This is a genomic window from Spirosoma oryzae (genome assembly GCF_003002825.1).
GTDB lineage: Bacteria > Bacteroidota > Bacteroidia > Cytophagales > Spirosomataceae > Spirosoma > Spirosoma oryzae.
On sequence record NZ_PVTE01000042.1, the window covers coordinates 19,158 to 33,848 of the forward strand.

The window sequence follows — 14,691 nt, forward strand, 5'->3', positions numbered from 1 at the left end:
ATGCCTTTTTTTCATGCCTTATCCGCTCGCTATCGTACTAGCCCTTTGCCAATTTTTGCTCAGCCTAGCCACATCAACTATCGCATAGGCAGAGACGTCTTCCCCTAATCTGCTGATGGCATCAGACCACCGGCTCGTTCTTACGCATGAAACACTGGTGTCAAGCTATAGAAATACCGAAGATAATGTTTCGGACAAGTGTGTCTCTCGTTCAGCCTGCGCTACTCTTGCACAACGGCTTTGATGGCAGGCTTTCGTTTTGATACCTTGCTTCGAGCGGGTTTGGCTTTCGAACGGCGACCCCACCAGATAATTGTTCCCGTTACCGGCAGGCTCGCGCAAATCAAACTGGCGAAAAACATTAACAGCTTACCCGGCAATCCCCAGACGGCTCCGGTGTGGATGTCATAGTTCAGACGGGCAATTTTATCGGCCGTTGAGGCACGGTCATAACGTCCGTATGGATGCGTAACCGTCTGCTCAGCAAGTGTATGCTGGTCATAAAAACGGAAGTCGGTACGTGACGTATTGTCGTTCAACGTATTGGTGCTAATCAGAATCGAGCCCGCTTTTGTTTCCGGGAAATGAACTTCCACGCTTTTTAACGTAGGCTCCTGCTTCACCAATCGACGCCATAACAAGTCGGTTGCCGGTTGATTCCGCTGGATACCCATCCGTGTCGTATCAGATAGTGGTTCGGCATACATCGCCAGCGCTTTTCCACCCGATGTTGACCAGTAGACCGTCTTGGCAAACCACTGGAACCCCCAAACCAATCCGGTTAGCCCTAGCACCAGGCCTACAATCAGCACGTAAAAGCCGAAGACATTGTGCAGGTCATAATTAACCCGACGCCACCGCGCCGACCAGTTGACCGAAAACCGTTGTTTGGCCGCATTGCGGTTTTTAGGCCACCACAACACCAACCCCGATACCAGCATCAGCACAAATACCAGCGTCGCAGTTGCTACGATCGGCTGACCGATCGTGGGTGGTAGCCACAGATAGTAGTGTCCGTTGAGCACCCATCGAAAGAACGTTTTATTGTAGTTAATAACGCTAAGCACCTTGCCGGTGTATGGATTGAGGTATACTCCGTAGTAGTAGGTATCGCTTAACGAGTAATATATAACAGCCACTGATCGGCCCGGCTCGGCATAATTGACGCTGTGTGCGTGCTTGCCCGGTAATTGTGTATCAGCGATTTCCCGCAGTTTCGACGGAGGCAACGTCGGTCTGTTTTCAGCCTGTACGAATCGATACGGCTGAGTAGCATCCTGGATTTCAGCCTGAAAGGCATACAGGCAGCCGGTCAAGGCAACCACGAATACGATTAGGCCTGACGCTAATCCTAGCCACAAGTGCAGTTTACCAATAACTTTCTTCGCTGTCATATACGCTAATCAACTACGGCTATCTAATCACCAATGACTATTCTCGTATTGCACTCTGCAATAGTATACAAATTTATATAGACTACTTATAAATAATACTATAAGAAGACTGGAAAAGTCATGTATGGTGCCAACCGATACTACCTATAAGCGCCGATGGTCCGACTCAGTAGTCGGACCATCGGCGCTTATCCTCGAAGAGTTGACTTGATTTATAACATGCCCAACGATGCCAGCCACGCTTTACAGGCATCAGGCCATGTGTTCAGAGAGCCATATTTCGCTGTGCGTAGCCCGAAACCATGCCCCCCTTTCGGATACAGGTGCATTTCAACAGGCACGTTGTTTTTTAAACAAGCCAGATAAAAGTCGATACTGTTCTGCACAGGTACCGCTTTATCATCTTCAGAGTGGACAAGAAACGTAGCGGGCGTTTTATCGGTCACCTGTAACTCGTTTGAGTAATACGACACCATTTCCGGGGACGTATTGAGTTTACCGAGCAGGTTGTTCTTAGACCCACTGTGCGTGTTTGCCCCAAATGTGATGACCGGATAGATTAGAATGGCAAAATTGGGTTTAGCCTGTTCGTTAGCTTTAGGCCCTTTGTTGTAATGCGTTGCCAGTGTAGACGCCAGGTGCCCTCCGGCTGAGAAACCCATCACGCCAATTCGGTTCGGATCTACCCCGTATTGACCCGCTTTTTGCCGAATCAACGTCATACCCTGCATGGCATCCATCAGTGGGACCTCCTGCTGATTCGTCATGCTTTTTTCATTTGGCAGACGGTATTTCAACACGAACGCAGTCACGCCCATGCCGTTGAGCCAGCGCGCAATATCTTCCCCTTCGTGTCCCGATGCCAGGATACTGTATCCCCCACCGGGGCATACCATAACGGCGCTGCCCGTCGCTTTACCGGCAGGTTTATAGACAGCCAACGTAGGAATCGATACGTTACTTATACGGGCAATGCCATCGCTACCAGCGTCGGCCTTTTCCTCGTTTGGTATGCCAGCAATTGCATTGGGGATCTGTCCGTCAGGCCAGAGATTAATCACTTCCTGAGCATATAAGGTTGTCAGCACAGTGGAAAATAGGCAGGTAAGTAGAAGCGTACGCATGGGTTACAGCCAGTAAAGTAAGAACAGACGACCCCAAAAGCGACCCGGCCAAACGACTCTACTCATATTTCAACCTCGGTGTCCTGACCTGTTGTCGGGGCTACTTCTTTACCGTGCAACGCTTCGATTAATTCTTTTACACGGTACACCGTCTTGTTGTATTTGTTCCCCAACATAATGATGACGTATTCGTCTTTGGGGCTGAACCAGAACATCGTGTTATACCCTTTCCACCAACCTGAGTGATAGATAAACTCGGGCTGATCCTTCGCATCAAGCATCATCCGGAATCCGTAGCCGTAGTTCTTCGCCCCCTTCCGCTCGAAACTGCGCGGAATAAAGGCTTCGGCCATTGTTTTCTTTTGTAAGATACAATTACCGTTCAACGCCCGGTACCAGCGGAACAGATCCCCAATGGTCGAGTAGATACCTTTGTCGCCGACAACGTCGTCGTAATAATCCTTCGGGATACGACGGTTCCACTGGTATCCCGCCGTTTTATGCTTGTTGAATGCTTCATTTCGGCTGGTAGCCACAAATGTTTCACGCATTCCCAAGGGCTCCAGAATTGTCTTGTTGATATACGATTCGTAGCTCTGCTTCGTCACCTTTTCGATGATCGATGCCAGCACCATGTAATTCGTGTTGCTGTAGCTAAATCCGCGACCAGGAATATTATATCGTTGTGGCGTAGGCTTCACCGTTGCGAACCAATGCATGATCGTCGCATTCGTCGGGTATGGCTTTTCCCGCTTGTAGAAATTGACTTTCATACTATCGTCAAACGCGTAAGCGTAGTTTGGCAACCCACTTCGGTGGCTGAGCAACTCCCGGACAGAGATTCCATGATAGGGGAAATCAGGATAAAACTTTTGAATGGAATCGTCGAGACTGAGCTTCCCCATCTCGATCAGCTTGAGTGTACCGACCGCCGTAAACGTTTTCGAGAGCGACGCGAGTTGAAATTTTGAGTCCTCAACCAGCGTATCCCGTTCCCCCCGTTCGAAGTGCCCCAGCCCAAAGCAATTCTTATAGAGAACGATACCTTTCTGAGCGATAAGCACATTTCCGTTGAAGCCTTCGCGTACCTTCTGCCGGATGATGGCTTCAATCTCAGTCGACTTGTGGTCAGCATCGATTTGCTTGCGAACTGCCTGCTGCTGTTCCGGGCTCAACTTCTGCTCATCGGCGCAGCTTTTCAAGTCTTTGGCCGACTTAGCGATCTGCTTTTCTGTACTCGATCCACAGGCTCCGACCAGCCCGGCGACGACTAAACTCAGTACCCAACTCCACAAACGACGCGTCTGCCTCATGCTTACTCACTAAAATTCGCTACGTGATACCGTAAAAATAGAACGGAGTCCGTATTCTAATCTAGTCCGATCGACAAACATTTTTTTTGCCGTATACCTCGTTCCCCTTCTACGGCATTCGAAATGGCGATGAGCGCTGATAGTCAGGCTTCTTTTTACCAAGAAAACCGGATTTTCGTAAACTCAGCGATCCCCCAACACTATTTGGTAACAGTTCACCCGAATCGACCGCTAGTGCTGCACTCAGTACAGTACCGCCAAATACGTTTACGGGTATACCAGCCGAAATAAACCCGGAAAATTGGCGGGGTTTGTTTAGAAAAGGAACAGGGTATCTACCTGCGTTAATACTGTACGACGCCTTCGCAATAACGTCTACCGTTCCGAAAAGTAAAGCACTCAAGCCGAGGTGCGCAGCACTAACGCGGTTGTTGGCGATGCCAAAGTTACCGCGTTGTATTTCCGCAGCAGGTGTCAAAAAGGGTGTACCGATGGTGCGGCCAAAGTAGGTCCATCCATCGACGAATTGTGCGTGGTTGAAATAGTCGTCTCTTCCCCGTCGCTTCGGATCATCAATCACAAATTCGGGGCCGCCCTGACTTCCTGTAAACAAATATTCCATAGTAAGCTGGCGCAAAAAGAACGCCTGCCCTACAGCTTGCTTCGTATTCTTCAATCGAATACCATTCAAACCATCTTGAATATTTGTCAGGTAAAACAATGATCCATCATCATAAGGAAACTGTCGATAGACGAAAAGATTCCAGTCTGCGATAGACATATCTGCGGCAAAATCGACCGAACCGAGGTGATTACCTACACGGTTATCTTCGAAAGAAGTTACGTTTGGGTCGTTTGCATCAAACAATCCTCGCTCACCAATAACTACAGCTGGGTAATATTTAAGTGAAGATGGCAACTTACCATCGACCGCCACTAATGGCGACAAAACTCCTGGTGCAGCTTTACCAGCCCATATAACCTGATGGTTAAAACCAGCGTATAATCTGAAGCGCCATGATGGCTTTCCTATTCGACCGTAGACCTGAGTCTGATGAAGGTATGATCCTTTGATCAACCGATCGCTGTTTTCAAACCAGCCGTGAGAATATCCAGCGAGGACAGACAGCACGCCCTTTGTGAACGGAATGGCTGTGTACGTTGGTAAGGACAATTGAATTTTTGGAATGGGCAACGCATTACCCGACCACGCATACGCGCCAGTCGTCAGTAATGTGTCAACGAGCCCAACTACTTCTCGTCGGCGACCGACATATAATTCGAGAGAACCAATTCGGCCTTTTACATACGCTTCGGGTAACAGGATTTGGTTCGTACTACCGACGTTAGCCACAGCATTGATCGCGTAACCCCAATCGACTCTCCGTCGGTAGCCAGTGCTATCAGCAGCTCGGTAGTCAGACCATAAGCCAGCGTTTACCCAACCTAAAGGTGACTGTAGCGGGACAACTCCGTATTTGTTTGCCCGTAACCAAAAAGGCGTTTGTGCTGATGATCCAAGTACACCCGTTTCTGCCACATAGCTTGTGATGCGCTTAGCTGACTGTCCGTGTGTTAGAAAGGGATTACACCAAAATCCCAATACAAAAAGAATAATTTGACGCGAAAACGGCATAGAAAGGAAGGCAAGCCATGTATACAAAACCAACTACTTGCCACGCCCCTGAACCATCACACGAACCGTCAGCATGATGATCCACATATCGTAGATGAATGATCGGCGCTCAGGGTATAATAAATCGTAGCGAAGTCGTTCTACCATTTCGTCAATGCTGGCTGCGTAACCAAACTCAACCTGCCCTATTGACGTTATACCTGGTTTCACCTTCAAAAGATTTTTGTATTCCGGTGCTATCTCAACGATTTGATCGATAAAAAATTGCCGTTCGGGCCGGGGACCTACCACAGACATATCTCCTTTCAGTACGTTATAGAACTGCGGTAGTTCATCCAAGCGTGTCTGTCGCATGAAGCGCCCCCAAGGCGTGATTCGGTTATCTTTTGCCCCCGCAGACAACAGCGGACCCGCTATTTCGGCGTCCGTATACATGCTGCGGAACTTATAAATAGTAAATGGCTTACCATCCCGACCGATTCGTTCCTGTGCGTACAAGATAGGTCCTTTCGAGGTAGTCTTTGTGATTGCGGCCATCAGTAGTAGCAGGGGAGCGCCACAACCAAGTGCTACCGTTGAAAAAGCCATATCAAATGCACGCTTCAATACGTTGACCCGGAAATCAAGCAGCATCTGTGAGGATACATTGAGTACGGGAAGAAAGTCGTGGTATTCTACTGACGTTCCCTTTGCCAAAAAGCCCCTGAAGTCAATTAGTAGCTTAACCTGATAGTTAGCTGACTCCGCAGACTCCACAATTACACGCAACTGATCGTTGTTAACGTAAGGCATACAACAGTATACACAGTCAATCTCGTTTTGCTTAATGTGGTACTGTAATTCGGCGTATGACCCTGTTAACAAAGACTGATTTTCGTCAGTATGATCATCGAAATAACCGCAGAAGTGAAAGCCCATCTCCGGGTGTGCGTCATAGAAGCTGCGAATTGTAGTAGCTAATTTCCCATAACCTACTATAGCATACCGCCGATTGTTGTATCCCCGTGTACGATACTCCCTCAAAAAAAGCAAGCTACTCAGCCGAAAGAGCGCAGCTAGACCAACGAATAGTACATACGCGATAAGCAAGTGCTCCCGTGAGTAATAAAATCCTTTAACTGCTACCCAAAAAATAGCGATGACGGCCATGTGAACCCCGACAAGTAATGCCAGTTTCCTTAACAAATGGTCTAGCTTGAAAAGCTGCCGAGGGTATATATAGGGTTTAAAAACAATAATCTCTACTAACCAGACAAGGTTGAATGCAATCCATAAAGATTCATATGGAAAGTGGGTAACAGATTGGATATCAGCAAACTTTATCCAATAAGCGCCTACAAAGCCGACGTTTAGACTTAGGAAGTCAACAATGATATGCAGCGGGAAGAACAATATGGAATATCTATGTCGCATAGTTCGTATAAGTCAACACTACCTTCCTTGTCTCAAATAATCGCATACGGAAACAAATAAAATATAGAAATAGTTATATAAATTTATTATTACGCATTGCAAAATACAATAAAGTGCCGTAAAGACTCGATTATATTTTTATCACCATGCAAGAGAATTAGTAGTCAGCTATGATGCTAGATGTAATTCTCCACGCTTCACACATGTAACAAACAGCATGAGCCCGACTAGTTTGGCCGGGCTCATGCTGTTTTACAATCCCTATTTCTTTACAATTCGACTATTGATTCGTTTTTGATTGCTCTCAACAACGGATAAATAGACTCCGCTTGTCATAGCACCTGCGTCCCACTTAACTTCATGTTTACCCGCAGTTTGCTCCTGGTCGTCGACAAGGCGGTGAATAAGTTTACCTTGTGAATCTGCTATCCATAAGTTTACCTTTCCATTTGCTGGCAGGTAGTAACTTATCGTCGTTATTTGTTCAAAGGGGTTGGGGAATGCAGTCAACTCTAGTCCCTTCTCAACGTTGGCGGAAACCGAACGCACGTTAGCAACAAACACACTACCCGTCTTCGCTTCGAAACCAGGCAGCAAAACTACTGTTTTGCCGGCTCTATACTCTACACCAACCGATTTTCCGACCTTATTAACAGCTTCAACAGTTTCAGTCGCTTCCTGTAGATATTGACCATATTTTTCGTAGTCAAGCCGAATACGAACATGTTGGTTTGCCGTTTGAGAATAAGCCGTTAGGGTCAAGTAACACCCTATGATGGTAAATAATGCGCGCATTTTATTTACGTTTAGCAGCTTGCACTTTATTTATACGATGTTCCAACTCATTACTTCTTCTTTTTAATTTCTTGTTTTCTTTCTTGAGATCAATCACGTAGAGCGTCAATTCCTCCACCTTCTCCAACAGTTTAGCTTGCATTTGACCAACGTCAACTCCCTTCTCGACTACTTCTTGGGCCGAGGGAATACCCGGCAGATGTTTGTTTTTGCTGATAAATCGCTCAACCTGACCCAGCGTCCGCAACCGGTACGAATCCTCAAACACCCGGTCTGACCAGTCATCAGTACTTTTGACGGCTACTTTCACTTTTTCAGTCAAAATGCCATCTGACACATATAGTCGGTAGCCGGCCGGTGTGTTCTGTACACCTGGCCCGATGACAACCCCGCCAGCATTGGTGTTCTTCAAATGATCGCCCTCCACTGTCCAGTTTACTTCCTCAACTGCAGTACGACCAGAACCGCTCGCACTACCCAGCACTACGTCACCATTGGCATCAACTGTCAAATATTTTGCCGTGGCTACCGTCACCGGGCTGCTGGACTTAAGGTTGGCCAGTCGTAGGCCTGAGGTGTTGCTAGCCGCACTGACGATTTCCAGCTTATTATTGGGGGCTGAGGTACCGATGCCCACGTTGACACCGCTGCCAAGCACCAGAGCGTTGCTAGCCGTCACAATGGCATTGGCTCCGATAGCGATCGCATTTGTCAGCGCCCCCGCGTTACCTCCCCCGGTATTGGCCCCAAAGCCGATAAATACGTTGTTGTCGCCTGTCTGAACGTTGAAGCCGGCATGAGTACCGATGTATGTGTTCTGGTTGGCATTGTTGTTGAAACCGGCCCCGTCACCGATGGCCATATTATAGCTCCCGTTTTTATTTAGCCCTCCGGCCACGTTACCCATGAACATGTTGTAGCTGCCGGTGGTATTGTTAGCACCGGCTTGGGGGCCGATGAAGACATTATAACCCCCACTTGTGTTGTTAATACCAGCTTGTGCCCCACCCATGAAGTTAGCCGTACCGGTCTGGTTCGCGGCACCGCTTTGGTAACCGATGAAGGTGTTACTTGCTCCCACGTTGCTAGTGCCTGTGTTTGCCCCTAAAAATGTATTTTGGGTAGCATTACTTCCAGTGGTTCCTGCTAATGAGCCGACATATGTATTACCTGTACCAGTAGTGTTACCACTGCCTGCGTCAGCTCCGATGAAAGTGTTATTACTTCCCGTTGAGTTAACGTAGCCAGCTCCACTACCAAAAAAAGAGTTAAAATTCCCTTGTGTGTTAAAATAGCCGGCTTTGTAACCTGTAAACACATTGTTGTAGCCTGCATTATTAGAGTAGCCTGCGTTAGAGCCAACAAACGTGTTGTTATTGCCTGTTACATTATTTAGCCCAGATCCATAGCCAATGAACGCGTTGTTCTGACCAGACGAATTCTGATTACCGGCAGAAGCGCCCAAAAATACGTTCTGCGTACCTGCCATGTTTTGAACTCCAGCACTTTTCCCTATAAAAAGATTACTGGCGCCACTCATGTTTAAATTTCCGGCTCCAACTCCTACTAGTGTGTTATCCGACCCCGGTACAGACGAAGCGGGAGACGTTGAAATGTAATTGGTCTGCGCCATTGCAGCACTCCCTATTATCGAAAAAAGTAAAGTTACTTTTAGTAATTCTGTCTTCATCGTTGTTGTGACTATCTATAGTTTACGGATTGAAGTGACAAATATGATGCCTAGCGACCTTTACTCTCATTCACCTCAAAATTAAATTTATCTCGATTTCCTTTTCCCATTAATGTCTCTAATCATTTGTTTTAAATGCTCGATTTCCTTTTGCTGTCTTATAGTATAAAGAGTCAATTCCTCCACCTTCTCCAACAGTTTAGCTTGCATTTGACCAACGTCAACTCCCTTCTCGACTACTTCTTGGGCCGAGGGAATACCCGGCAGATGTTTGTTTTTGCTGATAAATCGCTCAACCTGACCCAGCGTCCGCAACCGGTACGAATCCTCAAACACCCGGTCTGACCAGTCATCAGTACTTTTGACGGCTACTTTCACTTTTTCAGTCAAAATGCCATCTGACACATATAGTCGGTAGCCGGCCGGTGTGTTCTGTACACCTGGCCCGATGACAACCCCGCCAGCATTGGTGTTCTTCAAATGATCGCCCTCCACTGTCCAGTTTACTTCCTCAACTGCAGTACGACCAGAACCGCTCGCACTACCCAGCACTACGTCACCATTGGCATCAACTGTCAAATATTTTGCCGTGGCTACCGTCACCGGGCTGCTGGACTTAAGGTTGGCCAGTCGTAGGCCTGAGGTGTTGCTAGCCGCACTGACGATTTCCAGCTTATTATTGGGGGCTGAGGTACCGATGCCCACGTTGACACCGCTGCCAAGCACCAGAGCGTTGCTAGCCGTCACAATGGCATTGGCTCCGATAGCGATCGCATTTGTCAGCGCCCCCGCGTTACCTCCCCCGGTATTGGCCCCAAAGCCGATAAATACGTTGTTGTCGCCTGTCTGAACGTTGAAGCCGGCGCGGGTACCGATGTATGTGTTCTGGTTGGCATTGTTGTTGAAACCGGCCCCGTCACCGATGGCCATATTATAGCTCCCGTTTTTATTTAGCCCTCCGGCCACGTTACCCATGAACATGTTGTAGCTGCCGGTGGTATTGTTAGCACCGGCTTGGGGGCCGATGAAGACATTATAACCCCCACTTGTGTTGTTAATACCAGCTTGTGCCCCACCCATGAAGTTAGCCGTACCGGTCTGGTTCGCGGCACCGCTTTGGTAACCGATGAAGGTGTTGGAACCGGCCGAAGTATTCGTTTTTCCAGATTGATATCCAATAAATACGTTGCTGGAACCTGTATTCTGTAAGCCAGTTTGTGGGCCCAGTAAGACGTTCTGGTTTGTCATAGAAACGTTGTTCTGAGAGAGACAGACCTGGTATTGAATCAAAAAGAATATACTTATGAAAAATGCCGTCTTCTGTAGTTGTTTACACATGAGTTTGTATATGAAAAGTCGTTCGTGGCTCGCCTAGATCAATTTGAAGTCAATATACTGCATGGTCATTAAATATACCCCTTTAATACAAATATCCTTTGTCAACAACCTCAATGCCAATCATCCTATACTACTACTTGGCACTGTAATGATAGTTAAATCGGCCAGCGGGGGCGGCATCACCATTTACCCAGAAATCCATTACACTGCCGCTTTTAACACAGTTATCTGCCCATTTGAACTCGAAATCTAGTAATCTTGACCTATTTTCGAGCAGAGTACGAGGTATCCTCAACTCCAGATGATTATCCCCGTAAGCATAGTCTACAAAGGTAACCTTTGTCCACAGTTTTCCCTTACCGCTTTTCTCTATGAGCGCTGTCTTTCCAGTACGTTTACGGTTTACAACAATATCATAGCCCTCCCAACCAGTGGCTTTATTTTTATCTACATCCAAGTACAAAGTCATCCAATCGTCATCTGTGTGCGGAGAAAGCTTATTAGCTGTTTTCACTAAGAAATATACATATTTTTCATCGCGCGCGACTTTAGCATTTATAATATCGTTTCTACCAGACTTATTTATGTAACGGTAGGGCCCAAACCCCGGGGAGTCACGATGTAATGTGCTCCCCTTGTGTGATCTATACTCAGGCAGGACTGTTGCCCAGTCACTTATAGCCCCGTCTACTCTAACAGTTTGCCTTCGTGATACACTTCTAACTGGTGGTATACCTTTAAATCGTCGAATATTGGCTACCATTTGGTAATAATAATTATCTCCGTGTCCGCCTCTCATGGGCTCAATATCACGGCTATACTCTACATTATACGCATCTGGAAAGGCATTTGCCTCCTTTCCCCACTCTCTATGCCTGTTAACTACCCACTCATTCCAGCCCGTTATGAAAATTAACTCAACGTTTTGCCTTAAAGCCCATTCCCATTGCTCTTGAAAATTTAGCCCATAAAAGGAAGCTTTAACCTGTTTCGATGCTCCTTTATTACTGGTATAGCTACGGCCAAATACGTTTGGTGCATTCATAGCTGTCAGTCCTCGCTCCTTCGACCAATTCTGAGCAACTCCTACTGGTATCTCTTCAAAGCCGCCTGCAGCTCTCTTAACAAACTTATGTTGGGGATATATCTGGAGCCACCCCCATTGGTCCGGACGGGATGCACCTGCGTTATAGCTTGGTTGTACCGGTCGGAAAGTAAAAAAGTTTTTTACATCCATCTGACTTTGGGTCCCGGCTGGGTCACTGGGTATTTCAGTCATTAGATCAGGGTAACCCAGAAGCAGTGGCTTACCCTTCCAGTAGAACCATAACTCTTTGTACAAACCGGGCTCATACAAATAAGCGTATAGCTTATTGATTGCATTCTGACCATCATCTGAGGGAGTCAATGCCGTCATAAAAGCTATCTTAGGAGCGTTAATACCATCTTTTCGAGCTTGAATAAATACTTCGCATAGTGCAGTATAAGCTGGCTTCCACACCTCCTGCCCGTTAGTACAGTCGAAAAAAATAACATCGACCCCTGCATCAGCTAGCATCTCAGCATGCTTACGTAATACCCATTTATCTGTGTTAATATAAAATCCAAATAAAGGTTCACTCCAAAAATATGTGCCATCTGTTGGCCATAACGAGTTATCGTAGCTAGACCGTGCATTAGCATCACTCAATAATTTGGCGTTATCCTGTAGGAACTTAGACAAATTAATTGGTTTGCTTTTTGCTATCTTATATTGGTAGTGCCATGGCCAGTAGAATAAACCTACATAACGGCCTTTTTTTTGGCCACCGCTCACCGGCAATCTACGACCTAATGCATCTGTTGCAGGTAAATCACCACTGTAGTTTACTAACTGACCCATTAGGGATCCGCTCGTGAGTATTCCTATCGCTATACTCGTCAAACTAACTTTACAAACTTTGTTGATAGGGCTTAGGAAAACTGTTTTTCTTCTCCTTTCTTCGACAAGAATATTTCTGATTAGTAGACCAAGCATTGTTTCTCTTTTATGATTAATGTCAAGGATGCTCAGTTCGGAGCGCAAGGTAATGGTTCCGCTGACGACACTGCCGCAATTCAAAGTGCTGTAAATTACGCACAAACTATTGTAACACCTGGTACTGGCGGTTCAGCATACAGGCCTACTGTCTATTTTCCAGCAGGCTATTATCGCATCACTTCGCCGATCAACATTACAAATACAAGTGGTGTATGGTTAGCAGGAGATGGGGGGAGATGGCTAAGTACCGTAATCTTTGGGCAGACCAGCGGAGCAATTTTCGATTTTAGCGGATCAAATAACTCTGGTTGTGAAAATTTCGAATTTCTGTCTGTAACCAATTCGGGCAATATTCGTTCAACGATCGGTGTACAGTTCGCTCTTACCAGTGGTGGAGGATTGAATAATGGTATACGAAACTGTACATTCAACATGGAGGATTATGCGACTACCAATGGTGGATTTGGAACAATTGGTATACTGAATGTCCGTTCTGAAGAATTTTACATCCATGAGTGCCTAATTCGAGCTAATACTCCGATTATAATGAGTAATAATTCATCACTGGCCAGTACCGGGATCAACTTCACTGCCACTAGTAATTACCAAGCTATTGCTGCTGGACTAGGATCTATGGGTGTCACAAGTATACTAGGGACATCAATTCAAACATACGAAAAGCGTCAGCCTGGACTAGTGCTCAACGGTACAAACAGTCTTACATTCCAAGGTTATATATCTCGTGCATCTGCTAATAGTGGTTCTAATGAAACAGCTATACTGTGTAGTCAGTATACAACAAATTTACGCATACACGCTACTGTTGAATCCTATTCGCGAATGGTACGAATACTAAATACAGGTTTACAAGGTGCGCGATTTGACATTGTATCTGCAAACTCTTTGACACCCACCACAGAATTATTCGATTTCACTGGTTGCAACATTAGTGGGGTTGATATGAACATATCTGTACCAAATAGTGGTGAACGCAACAATCGCTACGTCGTGTATTATACTCCGGATAATGGAGGAGCTCAACAAGCGTCAGGCTCTCTACGGAATAGTACAATAACTTGTTACGGGTTCGGTAATCCATATGTAATTACCGCAAATTTGTTAAAAAAGTCAACCAACGTACTTTTTCAAACCGACACACCATTTGAGAAAAAGAGCGGACGAATCAGACAATTGACAAACAATGTAATTCAAGCTGGGAATCTAGGATCAGTCACCACTACAACAGTTTTCCAATTTAGACAATCAAACCAACTTACATCAACGAGTAATAGCGGAGGATACTATCGAATCTGGCTGGACGGCGTTATAAGAACAGGTGGTTACGGTTCTGGAGCGAACTGTACCTTAAGCTTTCAAGCTCAAATCACAGTGAATCAGTCTAATAGCGGTGCACTTGACATACCATCAGTAACGGTCATTACACTGGACAAAGACGCAACAAACCCGTCTTATGCTGATATTGTAGGAGTTGTTGTCAATCTAAATTTTTCTAATGGAATCGGCTCAGTAACTGTAACACCCCGTATCACGGGAAGTGGCAGTGGAGAACCGGTCTATTACGATGGTTTCGCTGAGATACAGAGTGATTTTTTCGTTAATGACCCAATTCCCTTAAATTAACATACATTCAATGTAAAAAAGGACCGCTAGTGAAGCACAAGTGAATCATTGATGGTTGATAACTTTTGGTAAGTAAATGAACAATCATCTGAGGTGGTCCGATTTAGCGATACACTGAATTTGCAAGTTTTGTTTAACATTCCTGCTCAAATTATTCAGGGCTTTTGTAGCCCAGCGAGGAGTACCTGTACACCCGATTGTAATACATTTCAATATACTCGAAGATTTCAGTTGACCTCCACCCACAAAACTGGACCAGCCTAAAGTAGAGAGTTCGGGCGATTTTTCGGTAATTAAATAACCAAACAATCGCTTATGAAAAAGAGC

At 46.0% G+C, this 14,691-nt stretch carries 10 protein-coding genes; 1 reads left to right on the plus strand and 9 read right to left on the minus strand.

Annotation, left to right across the window (positions count from 1 at the left end; all coding sequences use genetic code 11):
* Positions 1–221: 221 nt before the first annotated feature.
* The 9 genes from CLV58_RS26415 to CLV58_RS26455 form a co-directional block, all read right to left on the minus strand.
* The gene (locus tag CLV58_RS26415; protein WP_106140847.1) at positions 222–1,394 is read right to left on the minus strand and encodes a PepSY-associated TM helix domain-containing protein; all 1,173 of its coding nucleotides are present in this window, start codon (positions 1,392–1,394) and stop codon (positions 222–224) included.
* Between the two features lie 212 nt (positions 1,395–1,606).
* The gene (locus tag CLV58_RS26420) at positions 1,607–2,518 is read right to left on the minus strand and encodes an alpha/beta hydrolase (protein WP_106140848.1); all 912 of its coding nucleotides are present in this window, start codon (positions 2,516–2,518) and stop codon (positions 1,607–1,609) included.
* Positions 2,519–2,580: 62 nt separating this feature from the next.
* Positions 2,581–3,831, minus strand: a complete 1,251-nt coding sequence (locus CLV58_RS26425; protein ID WP_106140849.1) for a serine hydrolase domain-containing protein — start codon at positions 3,829–3,831, stop codon at positions 2,581–2,583.
* Positions 3,832–3,940: 109 nt separating this feature from the next.
* The gene (locus CLV58_RS26430) at positions 3,941–5,467 is read right to left on the minus strand and encodes a capsule assembly Wzi family protein (RefSeq protein ID WP_106140857.1); all 1,527 of its coding nucleotides are present in this window, start codon (positions 5,465–5,467) and stop codon (positions 3,941–3,943) included.
* A gap of 33 nt (positions 5,468–5,500) precedes the next feature.
* The gene (locus CLV58_RS26435) at positions 5,501–6,880 is read right to left on the minus strand and encodes a sugar transferase (protein ID WP_106140850.1); all 1,380 of its coding nucleotides are present in this window, start codon (positions 6,878–6,880) and stop codon (positions 5,501–5,503) included.
* A gap of 261 nt (positions 6,881–7,141) precedes the next feature.
* Positions 7,142–7,675: a T9SS type A sorting domain-containing protein gene (locus CLV58_RS26440; RefSeq protein WP_106140851.1), complete on the minus strand. Its 534-nt coding sequence runs from the start codon at positions 7,673–7,675 to the stop codon at positions 7,142–7,144.
* A gap of 1 nt (position 7,676) precedes the next feature.
* A complete protein-coding gene (locus CLV58_RS26445; RefSeq protein WP_245882475.1) occupies positions 7,677–9,365 on the minus strand; it encodes a beta strand repeat-containing protein in 1,689 nt (562 codons plus the stop codon).
* Between the two features lie 87 nt (positions 9,366–9,452).
* A complete protein-coding gene (locus tag CLV58_RS26450; protein ID WP_146141555.1) occupies positions 9,453–10,703 on the minus strand; it encodes a TMF family protein in 1,251 nt (416 codons plus the stop codon).
* A gap of 133 nt (positions 10,704–10,836) precedes the next feature.
* A complete protein-coding gene (locus CLV58_RS26455; RefSeq protein WP_146141556.1) occupies positions 10,837–12,585 on the minus strand; it encodes a hypothetical protein in 1,749 nt (582 codons plus the stop codon).
* A gap of 147 nt (positions 12,586–12,732) precedes the next feature.
* On the opposite strand from CLV58_RS26455, the gene CLV58_RS26460 reads away from it, so the two are divergent.
* A complete protein-coding gene (locus CLV58_RS26460) occupies positions 12,733–14,364 on the plus strand; it encodes a glycosyl hydrolase family 28-related protein (RefSeq protein ID WP_106140855.1) in 1,632 nt (543 codons plus the stop codon).
* The last annotated feature ends 327 nt before the right edge of the window (positions 14,365–14,691 follow it).